This window comes from Streptomyces sp. NPDC045431, assembly GCF_040646655.1.
Lineage (GTDB): Bacteria > Actinomycetota > Actinomycetes > Streptomycetales > Streptomycetaceae > Streptomyces.
In genome coordinates, this window is the sequence record NZ_JBEZAQ010000001.1 from 606,778 (window position 1) to 625,906 (window position 19,129).

A 19,129-nucleotide genomic window follows, 5' to 3' on the forward strand; every position below is an offset into this window, starting at 1 on the left:
CCCGCGTACGCACCGCACGCGATGCCGCGCCGCGCGGGGCTCGCCGGGCTACCGGGCCTGGCCCTGCGCACCCGGACCGCGGGACTACGCCGGCCCCCCAGCGTCCGCAGAGGGGGCCGGCTCCGCCGCGTCCCCGCACCCCGCCCACCGCGCGGCAGCGGGGTGCGGGCGCTCTACGAGCGGGCACGGCGGGCCTGGGACCGGCCTCTGACCGCGTACTACGTGATCCTCGGTGCCAGCCTCCTGATCACCGTCCTCGGGCTCGTGATGGTCTACTCGGCGTCCCAGATCAAGGCGCTGGAGCTGTCGCTGTCCGACACGTACTTCTTCCGCAAGCAGTTCCTGGCGGCGGCCATCGGCACCGGGCTGCTGCTGTTCGCCTCCCGCGTGCCCGCCAACCTGCACCGGGCGCTGGCCTACCCGCTGCTCGTCGGCACCGTCTTCCTGATGGTGCTCGTCCAGATCCCCGGCATAGGGCACGCGGTCAACGGCAACCAGAACTGGATCTACCTGGGCGGACCCTTCCAGCTGCAGCCCAGTGAGTTCGGCAAGCTGGCGCTGATCCTGTGGGGTGCGGACCTGCTCGCCCGCAAGCAGGACAGGCGGCTGCTGACCCAGTGGAAGCACATGCTGGTGCCGCTCGTCCCGGTCGCCTTCCTGCTGCTCGGCCTGATCATGCTCGGCGGGGACATGGGCACCGCGATCATCCTCACCGCGATCCTCTTCGGCCTGCTGTGGCTGGCCGGCGCCCCCACCCGGATGTTCGTCGGCGTGCTGACGGTCGCCGCCGCGATCGGCGTGATGCTCATCAGGACCAGCAGCAACCGCATGGCCCGCCTCGCCTGCATCGGCGCCACCGACCCCGGTCCCGGGGACACGTGCTGGCAGGCCGTGCACGGCATCTATGCTCTGGCGTCGGGCGGATGGTTCGGTTCCGGCCTCGGTGCCAGTGTGGAAAAATGGGGTCAACTCCCCGAACCGCACACCGACTTCATCTTCGCCATCACCGGGGAGGAACTGGGGCTGGCGGGGACGCTGTCGGTGCTCGCCCTGTTCGCGGCTCTAGGCTATGCGGGTATCCGCGTGGCCGGACGCACGGAGGACCCCTTCGTGAGGTATGCCGCGGGAGGCGTGACCACCTGGATCACGGCCCAGGCCGTGGTCAACATCGGTGCGGTGCTCGGCCTGCTGCCGATCGCCGGTGTCCCCCTCCCGCTGTTCTCCTACGGGGGCTCCGCCCTGCTGCCGACCATGTTCGCCGTCGGTCTGCTGATCGCTTTCGCGCGTCAGGAGCCCGCGGCGAAAGCGGCCCTGGCCATGCGCCAGCCGGTGTGGGGCAAAGGGGCCGGGGTGAGTTGGAAGTCGATGCGACGGCGCGTCAAGAAGCGTCCGTCCGGAGAGCGGTGAATTTCGGTGCATGTCGTACTCGCCGGTGGGGGGACCGCCGGCCACATCGAGCCCGCGCTCGCCCTCGCGGACGCCCTGCGCAGGCAGGACCCGACCGTGGGGATCACGGCCCTGGGAACGGAGCGGGGCCTGGAGACCCGGCTCGTCCCGGAGCGGGGCTACGAGCTGGCGCTCATCCCCGCCGTACCGCTGCCGCGCAAGCCCACGCCGGAGCTGATCACCGTGCCCGGGCGGCTGCGCGGCACGATCAAGGCCGCCGAGCAGATCCTGGAGCGGACCAAGGCCGACTGCGTCGTCGGCTTCGGCGGCTACGTGGCCCTGCCCGGTTACCTCGCGGCCAAGCGGCTCGGCGTCCCGATCGTCGTCCACGAGGCCAACGCGCGGCCCGGCCTCGCCAACAAGATCGGTTCGCGGTACGCGGCCGGGGTCGGCGTCGCCACCCCCGACAGCAAGCTGCGCAACGCCCGCTACATCGGCATCCCGCTGCGGCACACCATCGCCACGCTGGACCGCGCCCGGGTCCGCCCGGAGGCGCGCGCCGCCTTCGGCCTGGACCCGAACCTGCCGACGCTGCTGGTCTCCGGCGGCTCGCAGGGCGCCCGCCGCCTCAACGAGGTCGTCCAGCAGGTCGCCCCGGTGCTCCAGCGCTCCGGCATCCAGATCCTGCACGCGGTCGGCCCGAAGAACGAACTGCCGCACGTCGACAACATGCCCGGGATGCCGCCGTACGTCCCGGTACCGTACGTGGACCGCATGGACCTCGCGTACGCCGCGGCCGACATGATGCTGTGCCGCGCGGGAGCGATGACGGTCGCCGAGCTGTCGGCCGTCGGGCTCCCGGCCGCGTACGTACCGCTGCCGATCGGCAACGGCGAGCAGCGGCTCAACGCCCAGCCGGTGGTCAAGGCGGGCGGCGGCCTGCTGGTCGACGACGCCGAGCTGACGCCCGCGTGGGTCCAGGACAACGTCCTGCCGGTGCTCTCCGACCCGCACCGGCTGTACGAGATGTCCCGCGCCGCCGGCGAGTTCGGCCGCCGGGACGCCGACCAGCTGCTGGTCGGCATGGTCTACGAGGCGATCGCCGCACACCGGAAGGCGTAGCGGCGCGCGGAAGGCAGGGAGCATGGCCGGACCGACGACCACCGCCCAGCGCGGAGCCCGGGGGCCCCGGGGCACCTCGTCGGCCCGGCCCCCTCGCCCGGGGCCCGGGAGCGGCCGTACGCGGCTTCCCTCGCCCCGCACCCTGCTGGTGATCATCACCGCCCTCGCGCTCGTCGCGGGCGGCGTATGGGTGCTCTACGGCTCCAAATGGCTGCGCGTCCGGGAGGTCACGGTCTCGGGTACGCGCGTGCTGACGCCGGACCAGGTCCGCGCGGCCGCGGCCGTACCGCTCGGGTCCGCCCTCGCCTCGGTCGACGCGGAGGCGATCGAGGGGCGGCTGCGCGGCAAGCTGCCCAGGATCGGCTCGGTGGACGTCGTCCGGTCGTGGCCGGACGAGATCGTGCTGGAGGTGGCCGAGCGCGAACCGGTGCTCCTGCTGGAGTCGGGCGTGAAGTTCGTCGAGGTGGACGCCGAGGGCGTCCGCTACGCCACCGTGGAGCGGGCCCCGAAGGGCGTCCCGCTGCTCCGGATGACGGTGGATCAGTCGCCGAGCCTGCGCCGCTTCGGCGTCGAGCGGCTCATCCGGGAGGCGGTCGGCGTGGCGGGGGCCCTGCCGGAGCGGGTCGCCCGGGAGGTCCGGATCGTCGGCGTCCGCTCGTACGACTCCATCACCCTGGAGCTGACGGGGGGCCGGACGGTGGTCTGGGGGAGCGGCGAGGAGGGCGAGGCGAAAGCCCGTGCGCTGCTCGCACTGATGAAGGCGGCGCCCAAAGCGGGGCACTTCGACGTGAGTGCCCCGACAGCCCCTGCGGCAGCGCGGAGTTGACGCACATATGCGCTGGCCAGCACCCTGGTTGGTCAGCGCTATGGGTGATCACATAGGGTGAAAAGAAAAACGGGAGGTTCGGCGTGTTCGTTGAACGTGCGCCACTTGTCGACTTAGTGTCCTGTCCGGAAGAGTCCAGCGAACAGAGACACTGGTAACCCTAAACTTCAACGTTAGGGTTTGGGTCGGCGTTTCGGACCGTCCCATCGGCATCCGTCGCCGCGTCGCGAGACCACCGCGAAGTGGCGACACGTAACTCGAGGCGAGAGGCCTTCGACGTGGCAGCACCGCAGAACTACCTCGCAGTCATCAAGGTCATCGGTGTCGGCGGCGGTGGTGTCAATGCCATCAACCGAATGATCGAGGTCGGTCTCAAAGGCGTCGAGTTCATCGCCATCAACACGGACGCGCAAGCACTGTTGATGAGCGACGCCGACGTCAAGCTCGACGTCGGCCGCGAACTGACCCGCGGCCTCGGGGCCGGAGCCAACCCTGACGTCGGCCGCAAGGCGGCAGAGGACCACCGTGAGGAGATCGAGGAGGTCCTCAAGGGGGCCGACATGGTCTTCGTCACCGCCGGCGAAGGCGGCGGCACCGGCACCGGCGGCGCACCCGTCGTCGCCAACATCGCGCGCTCGCTGGGCGCCCTGACGATCGGTGTGGTCACCCGGCCGTTCACCTTCGAGGGCCGGCGCCGCGCCAACCAGGCGGAGGACGGCATCGCCGCGCTCCGCGAAGAGGTCGACACCCTCATCGTCATCCCGAACGACCGGCTGCTGTCCATCTCGGACCGCCAGGTCAGCGTGCTGGACGCGTTCAAGTCCGCCGACCAGGTGCTGCTCTCCGGTGTTCAGGGCATCACCGACCTCATCACGACCCCGGGCCTCATCAACCTCGACTTCGCCGACGTCAAGTCGGTCATGTCCGAGGCCGGTTCGGCGCTCATGGGCATCGGCTCGGCGCGCGGCGACGACCGCGCGGTGGCCGCCGCCGAGATGGCGATCTCCTCGCCGCTGCTGGAGGCGTCCATCGACGGCGCCCGCGGCGTGCTCCTCTCCATCTCCGGTGGCTCCGACCTCGGCCTCTTCGAGATCAATGAAGCCGCCCAGCTGGTCAGCGAGGCCGCCCACCCCGAGGCCAACATCATCTTCGGCGCCGTCATCGACGACGCCCTGGGCGACGAGGTGCGCGTCACCGTCATCGCCGCCGGCTTCGACGGGGGCCAGCCCCCGGCGCGGCGCGACAACATCCTCGGCGCCTCGTCCACCGCCAAGCGCGAGGAGCCGGCACCGGCGCCGCGCGCGACCGAGTCCGCCCGGTCCATCGGCGGGCTCGGCAGCGTACCGATGCGCGAGGAGCCGCCGGCCCCGCCGGTGGACCCGGCACCGGTCGCGAACGAGCCGTCGCTGTCGCCGACCGGCCCGACGGCCGTGCCGCCGGCCCGCCCGTACCCGGACACCTCGGCCGAAGAGCTGGACGTCCCGGACTTCCTGAAGTGACCCGGTGACGTGATAGGGCAGCACGACATCGTGAACGGCGCGCACTTCGCCTTCACCGACAGGTGGGGCGGGGTGAGCGCCGTTCCGTACGAGGAGCTCAACCTCGGTGGCGCGGTGGGCGACGACCCCGAGGCCGTACGGGCCAACCGGCGGCTCGCCGCCGGGGCGCTCGGGCTCGACCCGGAGCGCGTCGTCTGGATGAACCAGGTGCACGGCCGTGACATCGCCGTGGTCGAGGGGCCGTGGAGCGGCGGGGACGTCCCGGCCGTCGACGGCGTGGTCACCGCGCGGCGCGGGCTCGCGCTCGCCGTGCTCACCGCGGACTGCACCCCCGTCCTGCTCGCCGATCCGGTCGCGGGCGTGGTGGGCGCGGCCCACGCCGGGCGGCCCGGGCTGGTCGCGGGGGTCGTACCGGCCGCCGTGGAGGCCATGACCGCGCTCGGCGCCGAGCCGTCCCGTATCACCGCGCGCACCGGTCCGGCCGTCTGCGGGCGGTGCTACGAGGTCCCGGCGGACATGCGGAACGAGGTCGCCGCCGTCGTGCCGGAGGCGCACTCCGAGACGAGTTGGGGCACTCCGGCCGTCGACGTGAGCGCCGGGGTGCACGCGCAGCTCGACGCGCTGGGGGTGCGCGACCGGCGCGCGTCAGACGTCTGCACCCTCGAATCGCGCGACCACTACTCGTACCGCCGCGACCGCACCAACGGGCGGCTCGCCGGATATGTCTGGCTGGACTGATACCTGATGACGGACCGAAAGACCCAGCTCGCCGAGAACCTGGCACGGGTGGAGGAACGTATCTCCGCCGCCTGCGCGGCCGCCGGCCGGAAGCGGGAGGACGTGACCCTCATCGTGGTCACCAAGACCTACCCGGCGAGCGACGTGCGGCTGCTGCACGAGCTCGGCGTACGGCACGTCGCGGAGAACCGCGACCAGGACGCCGCGCCCAAGGCCGCCGCCTGCGCCGATCTCGATCTGACCTGGCACTTCGTCGGTCAGCTCCAGACCAACAAAGTCCGTTCCGTGGCGAGTTATGCCCATGTGGTGCAGTCCGTGGACCGGTTGAAGCTCGTCGGCGCACTCGCGGGTGCGGCGGAGCGCGCCGGGCGCGAACTGGGGTGCCTCGTGCAGGTCGCGCTCGACGCCGAGGCGGGCGAGCGGGGTGACCGTGGCGGCGTGGCGCCGGACGGCGTCGAGGAGTTGGCGGACGCGGTGGCGGCCGCGCCGGGGCTGCGGCTCGACGGGCTCATGACGGTGGCGCCGCTGGCCGGCCCGTACGCCGGGTGCGAACGCGCCGCGTTCGATCGGCTGATGGAATTCTCATCCCGCCTGCGCACCGCCCATCCGACTGCGAACATGGTGTCAGCAGGGATGAGTGCGGACCTCGAACACGCCGTGGCGGCCGGAGCGACACATGTGCGCATCGGGACTGCGGTACTCGGAGACCGACCCCGGCTCGGGTAACGTCGCGAAGAAGTCGGACCACAGCAGAAAATATGGTCATTTCCGCCGAACAGCGGACAGGCCCAGTGGATCGCGGGCACGAGCTGACGTTGCCGATCCACCACAGAGCGGAGGACTCAGAGCATGGCCGGCGCGATGCGCAAGATGGCGGTCTACCTCGGCCTCGTGGAGGACGATGGGTACGACGGCCGGGGTTTCGACCCCGATGACGACTTCGAACCCGAGCTGGAGCCGGAGCCCGAGCGGGACCGGCGGCGCCACTCGCAGCCCCCGCTCCAGGTGGAGCGGGAAGAACCGGTACGCGTCGTTCCGCAAGCACCCGTGCAGAGGGAACCGGTTCCGCTTCCGGCAGAAAGCGGACGACCCGCCCGAATCGCCCCCGTGGCATCCATCACACCTGAACGTCCGAGCCTGGAGAAGAACGCACCGGTGATCATGCCCAAGGTCGTGTCCGAGCGGGAGCCGTACCGCATCACCACGCTGCACCCGCGGACCTACAACGAGGCCCGTACCATCGGGGAACACTTCCGCGAGGGCACGCCTGTGATCATGAACCTCACCGAGATGGATGACACGGATGCGAAGCGACTTGTCGACTTTGCCGCCGGTCTCGTCTTCGGCCTGCATGGCAGCATTGAGCGAGTGACGCAGAAGGTGTTCCTGTTGTCGCCTGCTAACGTCGATGTCACGGCGGAGGACAAGGCCCGCATCGCAGAGGGCGGATTCTTCAACCAGAGCTGAGAGCACGACACCGGGAACGGCCGGCCGGAAGGGTCGGTGGACATGGCCAGGGGAGAGGGAAGCGCGGGATGAGCGTCGCACTGCAGGTGATCTACATCGCTCTGATGTGCTTCCTTGTCCTGCTGTTCTTCCGACTGGTCATGTCGTACGTCTTCCAGTTCGCCCGTTCATGGCAACCCGGCAAGGCGATGGTGGTCGTTCTGGAGGCCACCTACACTGTCACCGATCCACCACTGAAGCTTCTGCAGCGGTTCATCCCACCGCTGCGTCTCGGGGGCGTGGCACTCGACCTGTCCTTCTTCGTTCTGATGATCATCGTCTACATCCTGCTCAACATCGTGGGTAGCTTCGCGATGAGGGTCTGAGGGTGTAGAGCGATAACGGTCCTGCCGACTGCCGACGACTACGTAGAGGTGAAGAAGAGATGCCGCTGACCCCCGAGGACGTGCGGAACAAGCAGTTCACGACCGTCCGCCTCCGAGAAGGCTATGACGAGGACGAGGTCGATGCCTTCCTCGATGAGGTCGAAGCCGAGCTGACCCGCCTGCTCCGCGAGAACGAGGACCTGCGCGCCAAGCTGGCCGCCGCCACGCGCGCGGCCGCGCAGAACCAGCAGCAGCAGGGCATGCGCAAGCCTCCGGAGCAGCAGGACCAGCGGCCCGTGGGTCCCGGGGCCCCCGTGCCCGCCGGGATATCGGGTCCGCCGGTCCAGCAGCAGCCCCCGCAGATGGGTCCGCCCCAGCTGCCCGGTGGTGCTCCTCAGCTGCCGGCCGGTCCCAGCCACGGTGGCCCGCAGGGTGGCGGCCACGGCGGTCCGATGGGCCCCGGACCGATGCAGGGCGGCCCCATGGGCGGTCCGATGGGCGGCACCATGGGTGGCCCCATGGGCGGCCACGGCCCGCAGATGTCGCAGCCGGGCCAGGGCCCGGGCGGCGACAGCGCGGCCCGCGTGCTCTCCCTCGCCCAGCAGACCGCCGACCAGGCGATCGCGGAGGCCCGTTCCGAGGCCAACAAGATCGTCGGCGAGGCGCGCTCGCGCGCCGAGGGCCTGGAGCGCGACGCGCGCGCCAAGGCCGACGCGCTGGAGCGGGACGCCCAGGAGAAGCACCGCGTCGCGATGGGCTCGCTGGAGTCGGCCCGCGCCACGCTGGAGCGCAAGGTCGAGGACCTGCGCGGCTTCGAGCGCGAGTACCGCACGCGCCTGAAGTCGTACCTGGAGAGCCAGCTGCGCCAGCTGGAGACCCAGGCCGACGACTCGCTGGCCCCGCCGCGTACGCCGTCCGCCGCGCCGTCGCTGCCGCCGTCCCCGTCGATGGCGTCCGCGGGTGCGAGCGCCCCGTCGTACGGTGGCAACCAGACGATGGGCGGCAACCCCGGCATGGGTGGTGGCCCGTCGTACGGCGGCCAGCAGCAGATGTCGCCGGCGATGACCCAGCCGATGGCGCCGGTGCGGCCGCAGGCGCCGCAGCCGATGCAGCAGGCGCCGTCGCCGATGCGCGGCTTCCTCATCGACGAGGACGACAACTGACGGGGGCGGGTCGCGCGATGAGCGCGTAGCCGTCGGCCGGCAGGCTGTAGGGCCGGGGCCCGGGACACACGTCCTGGGCCCCGGCCCTTTTGGCGTGCCGTGCGGGCGTGCGCGTGCCGTGCGGGCGGCGGGCATGCGGAAGGGGCCCGGCCACGAGGTGTGGCCGGGCCCCTTCCGTCTGCCTGCGGGTTACGCCTTGCGGAGGCGGAACGTCAGGGACAGGGACTCGTCCGTGAACGGGGCGCCGAAGGTGTCGTCGGCCTCCCCGGCGGCGTAGTCCGTGCACAGGACCTCGTCGGCGATCAGGGCCGCGTGGTCCGTGAGCGCCTCGGTGACCTCCGCGTCCGTGGACCGCCAGCGCAGGGCGATCCGGTCCGCGACGTCCAGGCCGCTGTTCTTGCGGGCCTCCTGGATCAGGCGGATCGCGTCACGGGCCAGGCCCGCGCGCCGCAGCTCCGGCGTGATCTCCAGGTCCAGGGCGACCGTCGCGCCCGCGTCGGAGGCGACGGACCAGCCCTCGCGCGGGGTCTCCGTGATGATCACCTCGTCGGGGGTGAGGGTGATCGTCTCGCCGTTGACCTCCAGGGCCGCCTCGCCGCCGCGCAGGGCCAGGGAGAGCGCCGCCGCGTCCGTCGCCGCGATGGCCTTGGCCACGTCCTGGACGCCCTTGCCGAACCGCTTGCCCAGGGCGCGGAAGTTCGCCTTGGCGGTCGTGTCGACGAGCGAGCCGCCGACCTCGGAGAGGGAGGCGAGGGAGGAGACGTTCAGCTCCTCGGTGATCTGCGCGTGGAGCTCTGGGGAGAGGGCCTCGAAGCCCGCCGCCGCCACCAGCGCCCGGGAGAGCGGCTGGCGGGTCTTGACGCCCGACTCCGCGCGGGTGGCGCGGCCCAGCTCCACCAGGCGGCGCACCAGCGTCATCTGGGAGGAGAGCGTCGGGTCGATGGCGGACAGGTCCGCCTCCGGCCAGGTGGCCAGGTGGACCGACTCCGGCGCATCCGGCGTCACCGGCACCACCAGGTCCTGCCAGACCCGCTCGGTGATGAACGGGGTCAGCGGGGCCATCAGGCGCGTGACGGTCTCCACGACGTCGTGGAGGGTCCGCAGCGCCGCCTTGTCGCCCTGCCAGAAGCGGCGGCGCGAGCGGCGCACGTACCAGTTCGACAGGTCGTCGACGAAGGAGGAGAGGAGCTTGCCGGCGCGCTGCGTGTCGTACGCCTCCAGCGCCTGCGTGACCTGGTCGACGAGCGCGTGCAGCTCGGACAGCAGCCAGCGGTCCAGCAGCGGCCGGTCCGCCGGGGCCGGGTCGGCGGCCGACGGCGCCCAGCCGGTCGTCCGCGCGTACAGCGCCTGGAAGGCCACCGTGTTCCAGTAGGTCAGCAGCGTCTTGCGGACGACTTCCTGGATCGTGCCGTGGCCCACGCGCCGTGCGGCCCACGGGGAACCGCCGGCCGCCATGAACCAGCGCACCGCGTCGGCGCCGTGCTGGTCCATGAGCGGGATCGGCTGGAGGATGTTGCCCAGGTGCTTGGACATCTTCCGGCCGTCCTCGGCGAGGATGTGGCCGAGGCAGACGACGTTCTCGTACGACGACTTGTCGAAGACCAGCGTGCCGACCGCCATCAGCGTGTAGAACCAGCCGCGGGTCTGGTCGATGGCCTCCGAGATGAACTGCGCCGGGTAGCGCTTCTCGAAGAGGTCCTTGTTCTTGTACGGGTAGCCGTACTGCGCGAACGGCATCGAGCCCGAGTCGTACCAGGCGTCGATGACCTCGGGGACGCGGGTCGCCGTCTCCCGGCAGGTCGGGCAGGGGAAGGTGACGTCGTCGATGTACGGCCGGTGCGGGTCCAGGGAGGACTGGTCCGTGCCCGTCAGCTCGGTCAGCTCGGCGAGGGAGCCGACACAGGTGAGGTGGTTGTCCTCGCAGCGCCAGATGGGCAGCGGGGTGCCCCAGTAGCGGTTGCGGGACAGGGCCCAGTCGATGTTGTTGTTCAGCCAGTCGCCGAAGCGGCCGTGCTTGACGGAGTCCGGGAACCAGTTGGTGTTCTCGTTCTCCTCCAGGAGCCGGTCCTTGACGGCGGTCGTACGGATGTACCAGGACGGCTGCGCGTAGTAGAGCAGCGCCGTGTGGCAGCGCCAGCAGTGCGGGTAGCTGTGCTCGTACGCGATGTGCTTGAAGAGCAGGCCGCGGGCCTGGAGGTCGGCCGTCAGGGCCTCGTCGGCCTTCTTGAAGAACTGGCCGCCGACGAGGTCGAGCTCCTCCTCGAAGGTGCCGTCGGGGCGGACCGGGTTCACCACGGGCAGGCCGTACGCGCGGCAGACCTTCAGGTCGTCCTCACCGAAGGCGGGCGCCTGGTGGACCAGGCCCGTACCGTCCTCGGTGGTGACGTAGTCGGCGTTGACGACGAAGTGGGCCGCTTCCGGGAAGTCCACGAGGGTGAAGGGGCGCTCGTAGGTCCAGCGCTCCATCTCGGCGCCGGTGAAGGTCTGGCCGGTGGCCTCCCAGCCCTCCCCGAGGGCCTTCTCCAGCAGGGGCTGGGCCACGACCAGCTTCTCCTCGCCGTTGGTGGCGACGACGTACGTGACCTCGGGGTGGGCGGCGACGGCGGTGTTGGACACCAGGGTCCACGGGGTCGTCGTCCAGACCAGGAGGGCCGCCTCGCCCGCGAGAGGGCCGGAGGTCAGCGGGAAGCGCACGAAGACGGACGGGTCGACGACCGTCTCGTACCCCTGCGCCAGCTCGTGGTCGGACAGGCCCGTGCCGCAGCGGGGGCACCAGGGGGCGACCCGGTGGTCCTGGACCAGCAGGCCCTTGTCGAAGATCTCCTTCAGGGACCACCAGACGGACTGGACGTACTCCGGGTCCATGGTGCGGTACGCGTCGTCCAGGTCGACCCAGTAGCCCATCCGGGTCGTCAGCTCGGCGAACGCGTCCGTGTGGCGGGTCACCGACTCGCGGCACTTGGCGTTGAACTCGGCGATGCCGTACGCCTCGATGTCCTTCTTGCCGGAGAAGCCGAGCTCCTTCTCGACGGCGAGCTCGACCGGCAGGCCGTGGCAGTCCCAGCCGGCCTTGCGGGCGACGTGGTAGCCGCGCATGGTGCGGAAGCGCGGGAAGACGTCCTTGAAGACGCGGGCCTCGATGTGGTGGGCGCCGGGCATGCCGTTGGCGGTGGGCGGGCCCTCGTAGAAGACCCACTCCGGGCGGCCCTCGGACTGCTCGAGGCTCTTGGCGAAGACCTTGTGCTCGCGCCAGAAATCGAGCACGGCGTGCTCGAGGGCGGGCAGGTCGACCTGGGCGGGTACCTGGCGGTACTGCGACATCGGATCCTCCGGCGGACTGTTGCTCGTTCCGTCGGAGGGACGAGAGCGCGTGCGTGCTCCCGCGGTACCACCCTCCTTGGCCCCGGGCGCCCGGCTGGGCGTCCTGAGCCCCCTCATTCGGGTCGCGATGCCGGGTCTACTGGCCCGCGGTCTCCCGAGGGCGTTCTTCCGGCGGCTCCGGGGTGATGCTTCACATCGGGCTCGCCCCCGGGCTCTCACCGTCCCCGGGTCGCTCATGGCTGCGTACGACGCTACTCGTCCCCATCCACGCCTTTCGCTCCGCCCAGTGTAAGGGCCCGCCGGGGGAGGGGCCGACCGGTTTTCGGCGGGGCCCGGACTGACCCGAATGCCACACCCTCGTGCCCGGGCCGGTGGCGCGGGTCGGTGGCCTGATTACGCCGCGGCGAGCTGGGCACAACGGATGCAGGTTGTCTTGCCGCGGGCATGGGGCGATCGGAACCGGCGGCGTGCCCCGTTGCCGTGGGGCTGGAGTCGATTTATCGTCCCAGCACGATTCGCGAGCAAGATCACAATATGTGAAGGGGCCGCGAGATGGTGGCGAAGAAGACCGCCGCGAAGAAGACGGCCGCCAAGAAGACGACCGCGAGGACGCCGGCGCGTGCCGGGGGCACGGCCTCCGGCGCCGAGCGCAAGCCCGGCAAGCCCGGGAGCGCGGCGAAGGAGGCCCCGGGACCGGTCGCGGAGCCGCCGTCGGCGAAGTCCGCGAAGTCCGCGAAGTCCGCGGAATCCGCGAAGTCCGCCAAGAAGGCGCCCGCCGGGAAGGTCACCCAGGGTGATGCGCTGGAGGCCGGCGCGGACAAGCCCGTGAAGAAGTCGGCGGCGAAGAAGCCGACCGCCAAGCAGGCACCCGCCAAGGAGGCGGCGCCGAGGAAGGCCGTCGCCAAGAAGGAGCCTGTCCGGAAGATCACCCACGGCGACGCGCTGGCGGAGGCGGTCGGGGAGAAGAAGCCCGCCAAGAAGACGGTGGCGAAGAAGTCGGCCGCCAAGGACCCGGCCGCGGAGGAAGTACCTGCCAAGAAGGCGGTCACCAGGAAGACACCTGCCAAGAAGACCGCCGCCCACGAGCCGGCCGCCGGTGAGGCGCACACCAAGAAGGCGCCTGCCAAGAGGGCCCCTGGCAAGAAGGCCGCGGTCCAGGAGCCGGGCCCCGAGGCGCCGGCTGAGAAGGCGCCTGCCAAGCGGACGACCGCCAAGAAGGCAGCCGTCCAAGAGCCGGGCCCTGAGGACGCGCCTGTCGAGAAGGCGGTTACCAAGAAGGCGGTTACCAAGAAGGCGGTTACCAAGAAGGCGGTCACCAAGAAGGCGGCCACCAAGAAGGCGGTCACCAAGAAGGCGGCCACCAAAAAGGCGGCCACCAAAAAGGCGTCTGCCAAGAAGGCCGCCGGCCACGAGTCGGCCGCCAAGGGAGCGACCGCACCGCAGGCGGCGGCCGAGCGCGCGCACGCCGGAACGGCAGGCGCCGGGCAAGCACCCGCCGGACCCGCCGGAAAGGCACCCGCCAAGAAGGCCGCCGTCCACAAGACGGCCACCAAGAAGGCGCCCGCCACCGAAGCCGCCGCCAAGGCCGCTGCCGTGGAGACGCCGGGTGGCGGGGCAGAGGCGGCGCCGGCGGGTAGGAGTGGCGCTGAGAGTGAGGCGCCGGCCGGGACGGCGGGCGGGAAGAAGCGGGCGGCCAAGGCGGCCGCCGGTAAGGCCGCAGCCGCGGCCGAGGGGGCGGCGCAGGCCGCGGAGAAGACGGGAGCCAGGACGGTGGCAGCGAAGAAGATCGCGGACGTGACCACGGCGAAGACCGCGAAGCCGGTGCCGCCGGCCCGGGGTGTCGCCGAGGCGGCGCCCGAGGAGTTGGCCGTACGGCCCGGTGAGGAGCCCTGGAGCCCCGAGGAGGTCGCGGAGGCGCGGGCCGAGCTGGAGGGCGAGGTCGCGCGGCTCCAGGCCGAGATCGCGGCCTCCGAGGAGGCCCTGTCCGGGCTGATGCGGGACTCCGGGGACGGCGCCGGCCACGACGAGGCCGACACCGGCACCAAGAACATCACGCGCGAGCACGAGATGGCACTCGCCGCGAACGCGCGCGCCACCCTGGAACAGACCGAGCACGCGCTGCAGCGGCTCGACGCGGGGACGTACGGTCTGTGTGAGGTGTGCGGCAAGCCGATCGGCAAGGCGCGCATGCAGGCGTTCCCGCGGGCCACCCTGTGCGTGGAGGACAAGCAGAAGCAGGAACGGCGAGGCTGAAGCCGTAGGTGTGTGCCGTACCCTCGTGGTCAGTCAGGCACCTAGGTTGAGGGACTCACGTGGCAGAGGCGGAGCGCATCATCGGTACGCCGGATGTGGACGACGAGGCTGCGGCGCCCGCCGAGCAGCCCAAGGGCGGGCGCAGGATCGTCGCGCTGTTCGCCGTGGCCCTGGTGGCCTACCTGCTGGACCTCGGCACGAAGATGCTCGTGGTGGCCAAGCTGGAGCACCACGAGCCGATCGAGGTGATCGGCGAGCTGCTGACGTTCCGGGCGGTACGGAACCCGGGCGCCGCGTTCGGGATGGGTGAGGCCTTCACCGTGATCTTCACGGTCATCGCGGCGACGGTGATCGTGGTGATCATCCGCCTGGCGCGCAAGCTGTACAGCCTGCCGTGGGCCCTCGCGCTCGGCCTGCTGCTCGGCGGCGCGCTGGGCAACCTCACCGACCGGATCTTCCGCTCGCCGGGTGTGTTCCGGGGCGCGGTGGTGGACTTCATCGCCCCCGCGCACTTCGCCGTCTTCAACCTCGCCGACACGGCGATCGTGTGCGGAGGGTTCCTGATCGTCATCCTGTCGTTCCGGGGCCTGGACCCCGACGGGACCGTCCACAAGGACTGACAAGGCATACTCGACGGGTGAGCACGATTCCCGAGATCCGTACGCTGCCCGTTCCCGATGGCCTTGAGGGCGAGCGCGTCGACGCCGCCATCGCCCGTATGTTCGGGTTTTCCCGCACGAAGGCGGCCGAGCTGGCCGCCTCCGGGAAGGTGCTCGTCGACGGCGCCGTCGTCGGCAAGTCCGAGCGGGTGAGCGGCGGCGCGTGGCTGGAGGTCGAGATGCCGGCCGCCCCCGCGCCCGTACAGATCGTCGCGGAGCCCGTCGAGGGCATGGAGATCGTCCACGACGACGACGACATCGTCGTCATCGTGAAGCCGGTCGGCGTGGCCGCGCACCCGAGCCCCGGCTGGACCGGCACCACCGTGATCGGTGGCCTCGCGGCGGCCGGGTACCGCATCTCGACGTCCGGCGCGGCGGAGCGGCAGGGCATCGTGCACCGCCTTGACGTCGGCACGTCCGGGCTCATGGTCGTGGCCAAGTCGGAGCGGGCGTACACCCTCCTCAAGGCGCAGTTCCGGGAGCGCACGGTCGACAAGCGCTACCACGCGCTCGTCCAGGGCCACCCGGACCCGCTGAGCGGCACGATCGACGCGCCCATCGGGCGCCACCCGAACCACGACTACAAGTGGGCCGTCACCGCCGAGGGCAAGCCCTCCGTGACGCACTACGACCTGATCGAGGCGTACCGCGCGGCGTCCCTCCTGGACATCAAGCTGGAGACGGGCCGCACCCACCAGATCCGCGTCCACATGTCGGCCCACCGCCACCCCTGCGTCGGCGACCTGACGTACGGCGCCGACCCGACGCTGGCCAAGCGCCTCAAGCTGACCCGGCAGTGGCTGCACGCCGTCCGGCTCGGCTTCGAGCACCCGGCGGACGGCCGCTGGGTCGAGTTCGAGAGCACCTACCCGGCGGACCTCCAGCACGCCCTCGACATGATCGCCGCGGAGAGCGCGTGAGCCCCTTCCTGGTGAGGGAGGCCGTGACCGACGAGGACCGCGCGGCGGGCTTCGCCGTGCGCCGCGAGGTGTTCGTCGTCGAGCAGGGCGTCCCCGAGTGGATCGAGTACGACGCGTACGACGCGACCGCGGTGCACGTACTGGCCGTCCGCCGCGCCGACGGAGCCGCCCTGGGGACCGGCCGGCTGCTGTACGGGCCGGACGCGGCCGGCAAGACGGGCGGCGCCGAGGGCGTCGGCTCGCTGGGCCGGCTGGCCGTGACGAAGACGGCGCGCGGCCTCGGCGTGGGCGTGGCGCTGGTGCGCGCCATCGAGGAGGCGGCCCGCGCGCGCGGCCTGACCGCCGTGGACCTGCACGCCCAGACGCAGGCGCTCGGCTTCTACGAGCGGCTCGGGTACGCGGCGTACGGCGCCGAGTTCCATGACGCGGGCATACCGCACCTGGCGATGCGTCGGACGCTCTGAGCCGACCGCGCTCGTGGCAGGCTGGCAGGGTTGATGATCGTCTGATCGGCCCGACCGGGTGGAGGGCGCACCGTGGACCAGCTGGCTCTGCTGCTCGTGCTGCTGCTCGGGGCGGTGGTGACCGTCCCCCTGGGGGAGCGGCTGCGGCTGCCCGCGCCGGTGCTGATGACGCTCGCGGGGATGGTGCTCGCCCTCCTCCCCTTCGTACCGAACGTCGACATCCCGCCCGACTACATCCTCCCCCTCGTCCTGCCGCCCCTGCTGTACGCGGCCGTCCAGCGCACCTCCTGGAGCCAGTTCGCCGCCAACAAGCGGCCCATCTTCCTGCTCGCCGTGGCGCTGGTCTTCGTGACCACGGCGGCCGTCGCCGCCGTCGCCAGCGCCGTCGTACCGGGGCTGCCGCTCGCCGCGGCCGTGGTGCTCGGCGCGCTCGTGGCGCCCCCGGACCCGGTCGCCGCGACCGCCGTCGCGGGCTCCCTGGGCCTGCCGCGCCGACTGGTGTCGATCCTGGAGGGCGAGGGACTGTTCAACGACGTCACCGCGATCGTGCTGTACCACGTGGCGATCGGGGCGGCGGTCGGCGGCACGTTCTCCTGGCCGCGCGCCGCCGGGCAGCTGGTGCTCTCCGCGGTGGTCGCCGTCGCCGTCGGGCTCGCGCTGGGCTGGCTGTCGAACCGGCTGATGGGCATGCTCGGCGAGCCGACCCTGCAGACAGGTCTCACGCTGCTGGTGCCGTTCGTGAGTTACGTCCTCGCCGAGGAACTGCTCGGCTCCGGCGTCCTCGCCGTCCTGGTCACCGCCCTCTACCTGGCCGAGCACGCCGTGGACGCGGACGACGTGATGGGCCGCCTGGCCGGTCGGACCTTCTGGGAGATCGTCGACGTCCTCGTCACGGGCATCGCCTTCGGACTGATCGGGCTGGAGCTGCACAACGTCTTCGGTACGGCCGAGGAGCGGCTGGGGGAGATGCTCGGCTGGGGCGGCGTGATCGCCGCCTGCGTCGTCGGCGTACGGCTGCTGTGGCTGCTGCCCGCCACCTGGCTGGCCAAGAGGCTGCACACGGGCGGGGACTACGACGAGGAGATCCCCATGACGTGGCGGGAGACCGTCGTCATGTGGTGGTCCGGCATGCGGGGCGTGGCGTCCGTCGCCCTGGCGCTCGCCGTCCCGCTGCGTGACGACTCGGGGGCGGCCTTCGCATGGCGCGACGAGATCATCTTCATCGCCTTCTGTGTGATCATCGCCACCCTCGTCTTCCAGGGCCTCACCCTGCCGTGGCTGGTCCGGAAGCTCGGTGTGCGGGCCGACACGGACGCCGAGCGGGCGCTGGAGCGCGAGCTGGCCGTCCGGGCCGCCAAGGCCGCGAAACGGCGCCTGAAGGAGATCCAGGAGGTCGAGGAGCTTCCGGAGGAGCTCCAGGAGCGGTTGCAGCGGATGGCGTTCGAGGTGGGGGCGCGGATCAGCCCGGACCTGGTGGACGAGGAGCGCCGGTCGACGGCGGCGCGGCGGGCCGAGCGGTTCCGGCGGATGCAGCGGATCCAGCACGAGATGCTGTCGGCCGCCCGCCACGAGGTGCTGGCGGCGCGCAGCGAGCCGGGGGCGGACCCGGAGGTCGTGGACCGGGTGCTGCGGCACCTGGACGTCCACAGCCTGCGCTGAGGCGCCCGGCCGGCCCCTCGGGTCCGGTGCTCGGGTCCGGTGGGGGTCAGCCCCGGCCGGTGCGCGGCTCGGGCGGCTGCGGCTCCGGCTGCCGCTGCTGTCGGGGCTTCTGCTTCCGAGGCGGCCGCTTCTCCTCGTTCCGTACGACGTAGGCGTCCACGTTGTTGCTGAGCACCTCGGCGGCCCGCGGCGGCTTGTCGTCCCGCCACTGGCCGTCGGGGGAGGGCGCGGGCGCGGCGGTCGCGGTGGTGACGCGCGGCAGTGCGTACGGGTGCTCCTTGACCAGCCAGGCGATCATCTGCTCCCGTACGGCACAGCGCACCGTCCAGACGTCGTCCGCGTCCTTCGCCGTGACGACCGCGCGCACCTGGATCGTGGTGGGCGTGGTGTCCGTCACGGCCAGCGACCAGTCGCGGCCGTCCCAGGCGGGGCTGTCGCGCAGGATGGCCTTGAGCTTGTCGCGCATCAGCCCGACGGGCGCCGAGTGGTCGAGCTGGAAGAAGACCGTGCCCGTCATCTGGGCGCCGCCGCGCGACCAGTTCTCGAAGGGCTTGCTCGTGAAGTACGAGACGGGCATCGTGATCCGGCGCTCGTCCCAGGTCCGTACGGCCAGGAAGGTCAGCGTGACCTCCTCGACCACGCCCCACTCGCCGTCCACCACGACGGTGTCGCCTATCCGCACCATGTCGCCGAAGGCGATCTGGAACCCGGCGAAGAGGTTGCCGAGGGTGGACTGGGCGGCGACACCGGCGACGATGCCGATGATGCCGGCGGAGGCCAGCATCGACGTACCGATGGTCCGGAAGTCGGGGAAGGTCAGCAGCATCGCCGCGACCGCCACCACCCCGACCACCGCCGTGACGATCCGCATGATGAGCGTCACCTGGGTACGGACCCGGCGGACCCGGGCGGTGTCGCGCGTGGAGGAGGCGTAACGGGCGTAACTCGACTCCACTATGGCGGCGGCGATCCGCACCACCAGCCAGGCTCCCGCGCCGATCAGCACGAGCGAGAGCACCTGGCCCATGACCTCCTGGTGGCGGACGACGATCTGCCACTTGGTCTGCCGGTACGTGCCGCGCAGGAGCGCGGTCAGCAGGACGACCTGGACGGGTATCCGGCAGCGGCGCAGCAGGTCCCACAGCGGGGTCTCGGGGTGCTTGGCGTCGATGCGGCGCAGCAGCAGGTCGACGAGCCAGCCGACGACCAGCGTGAGCACCACCGAGCCACCGACGACGGTCAACGGGCGCAGCGCGTTCTCCATGGATCCGGGACTCCGACCCTTTC

General features: G+C 71.5%; 16 protein-coding genes. 14 read left to right on the forward strand and 2 right to left on the reverse strand.

Going from position 1 to position 19,129, the window contains the following annotated elements; all coding sequences use genetic code 11:
• The first annotated feature begins 21 nt into the window (after positions 1 to 21).
• From ftsW to AB0A69_RS02780, 9 genes are all read left to right on the forward strand, one after another.
• Positions 22 to 1,407, forward strand: a complete 1,386-nt coding sequence (gene ftsW / locus AB0A69_RS02740) for a putative lipid II flippase FtsW (RefSeq protein ID WP_361415185.1) — start codon at positions 22 to 24, stop codon at positions 1,405 to 1,407.
• Positions 1,408 to 1,413: 6 nt separating this feature from the next.
• On the forward strand, positions 1,414 to 2,508 hold the full coding sequence (gene murG / locus AB0A69_RS02745) for an undecaprenyldiphospho-muramoylpentapeptide beta-N-acetylglucosaminyltransferase (protein WP_361414550.1): 1,095 nt from the start codon (positions 1,414 to 1,416) through the stop codon (positions 2,506 to 2,508).
• A 22-nt stretch (positions 2,509 to 2,530) separates the two neighbouring features.
• A complete protein-coding gene (locus AB0A69_RS02750) occupies positions 2,531 to 3,334 on the forward strand; it encodes an FtsQ-type POTRA domain-containing protein (protein WP_361414552.1) in 804 nt (267 codons plus the stop codon).
• A 278-nt stretch (positions 3,335 to 3,612) separates the two neighbouring features.
• The gene (gene ftsZ / locus AB0A69_RS02755; RefSeq protein WP_361414554.1) at positions 3,613 to 4,833 is read left to right on the forward strand and encodes a cell division protein FtsZ; all 1,221 of its coding nucleotides are present in this window, start codon (positions 3,613 to 3,615) and stop codon (positions 4,831 to 4,833) included.
• A gap of 9 nt (positions 4,834 to 4,842) precedes the next feature.
• Positions 4,843 to 5,571, forward strand: coding sequence for a peptidoglycan editing factor PgeF (pgeF, locus tag AB0A69_RS02760; RefSeq protein WP_361414556.1), 729 nt, complete (start codon positions 4,843 to 4,845; stop codon positions 5,569 to 5,571).
• A gap of 6 nt (positions 5,572 to 5,577) precedes the next feature.
• Positions 5,578 to 6,297, forward strand: a complete 720-nt coding sequence (locus AB0A69_RS02765) for a YggS family pyridoxal phosphate-dependent enzyme (protein WP_361414558.1) — start codon at positions 5,578 to 5,580, stop codon at positions 6,295 to 6,297.
• Between the two features lie 123 nt (positions 6,298 to 6,420).
• Positions 6,421 to 7,038: a cell division protein SepF gene (sepF, locus tag AB0A69_RS02770; RefSeq protein ID WP_355358453.1), complete on the forward strand. Its 618-nt coding sequence runs from the start codon at positions 6,421 to 6,423 to the stop codon at positions 7,036 to 7,038.
• 68 nt (positions 7,039 to 7,106) lie between these two features.
• A complete protein-coding gene (locus AB0A69_RS02775; RefSeq protein WP_355358450.1) occupies positions 7,107 to 7,403 on the forward strand; it encodes a YggT family protein in 297 nt (98 codons plus the stop codon).
• A gap of 59 nt (positions 7,404 to 7,462) precedes the next feature.
• Positions 7,463 to 8,566, forward strand: a complete 1,104-nt coding sequence (locus tag AB0A69_RS02780) for a DivIVA domain-containing protein (RefSeq protein WP_361414561.1) — start codon at positions 7,463 to 7,465, stop codon at positions 8,564 to 8,566.
• A 189-nt stretch (positions 8,567 to 8,755) separates the two neighbouring features.
• Here AB0A69_RS02780 and ileS read toward each other — a convergent pair whose 3' ends face one another.
• Positions 8,756 to 11,887, reverse strand: a complete 3,132-nt coding sequence (ileS, locus tag AB0A69_RS02785) for an isoleucine--tRNA ligase (RefSeq protein WP_361414563.1) — start codon at positions 11,885 to 11,887, stop codon at positions 8,756 to 8,758.
• A 552-nt stretch (positions 11,888 to 12,439) separates the two neighbouring features.
• On the opposite strand from ileS, the gene AB0A69_RS02790 reads away from it, so the two are divergent.
• From AB0A69_RS02790 to AB0A69_RS02810, 5 genes are all read left to right on the forward strand, one after another.
• Entirely contained in the window at positions 12,440 to 14,140 is a 1,701-nt protein-coding gene (locus tag AB0A69_RS02790; protein WP_361414565.1) for a histone H1-like repetitive region-containing protein, read from the forward strand.
• A gap of 59 nt (positions 14,141 to 14,199) precedes the next feature.
• Complete coding sequence (gene lspA / locus AB0A69_RS02795; RefSeq protein ID WP_361414567.1) at positions 14,200 to 14,760, forward strand: signal peptidase II; 561 nt, start codon at positions 14,200 to 14,202, stop codon at positions 14,758 to 14,760.
• 17 nt (positions 14,761 to 14,777) lie between these two features.
• Positions 14,778 to 15,719, forward strand: a complete 942-nt coding sequence (locus AB0A69_RS02800) for an RluA family pseudouridine synthase (protein WP_361414569.1) — start codon at positions 14,778 to 14,780, stop codon at positions 15,717 to 15,719.
• Positions 15,716 to 16,183, forward strand: coding sequence for a GNAT family N-acetyltransferase (locus tag AB0A69_RS02805; RefSeq protein WP_361414571.1), 468 nt, complete (start codon positions 15,716 to 15,718; stop codon positions 16,181 to 16,183). The genes AB0A69_RS02800 and AB0A69_RS02805 overlap by 4 nt, the downstream gene beginning before the upstream one ends.
• A gap of 72 nt (positions 16,184 to 16,255) precedes the next feature.
• A complete protein-coding gene (locus AB0A69_RS02810; protein WP_361414573.1) occupies positions 16,256 to 17,842 on the forward strand; it encodes a Na+/H+ antiporter in 1,587 nt (528 codons plus the stop codon).
• 46 nt (positions 17,843 to 17,888) lie between these two features.
• On the opposite strand, the gene AB0A69_RS02815 is transcribed toward AB0A69_RS02810, so the two are convergent.
• Complete coding sequence (locus AB0A69_RS02815) at positions 17,889 to 19,106, reverse strand: mechanosensitive ion channel domain-containing protein (protein ID WP_361414575.1); 1,218 nt, start codon at positions 19,104 to 19,106, stop codon at positions 17,889 to 17,891.
• Positions 19,107 to 19,129 lie beyond the last annotated feature (23 nt).

Bases quoted from the DNA above. Each gene is read 5' to 3' on its own strand.
- AB0A69_RS02750 (WP_361414552.1), top strand. From the start codon at position 2,531: ATGGCCGGACCGACGACCACCGCCCAGCGCGGAGCCCGGGGGCCCCGG.
- AB0A69_RS02765 (WP_361414558.1), top strand. From the start codon at position 5,578: ATGACGGACCGAAAGACCCAGCTCGCCGAGAACCTGGCACGGGTGGAG.
- sepF (WP_355358453.1), top strand. From the start codon at position 6,421: ATGGCCGGCGCGATGCGCAAGATGGCGGTCTACCTCGGCCTCGTGGAG.
- AB0A69_RS02815 (WP_361414575.1), bottom strand. From the start codon at position 19,106: ATGGAGAACGCGCTGCGCCCGTTGACCGTCGTCGGTGGCTCGGTGGTG.
- AB0A69_RS02780 (WP_361414561.1), top strand. From the start codon at position 7,463: ATGCCGCTGACCCCCGAGGACGTGCGGAACAAGCAGTTCACGACCGTC.
- ftsW (WP_361415185.1), top strand. From the start codon at position 22: ATGCCGCGCCGCGCGGGGCTCGCCGGGCTACCGGGCCTGGCCCTGCGC.
- AB0A69_RS02775 (WP_355358450.1), top strand. From the start codon at position 7,107: ATGAGCGTCGCACTGCAGGTGATCTACATCGCTCTGATGTGCTTCCTT.
- ileS (WP_361414563.1), bottom strand. From the start codon at position 11,887: ATGTCGCAGTACCGCCAGGTACCCGCCCAGGTCGACCTGCCCGCCCTC.
- AB0A69_RS02790 (WP_361414565.1), top strand. From the start codon at position 12,440: ATGGTGGCGAAGAAGACCGCCGCGAAGAAGACGGCCGCCAAGAAGACG.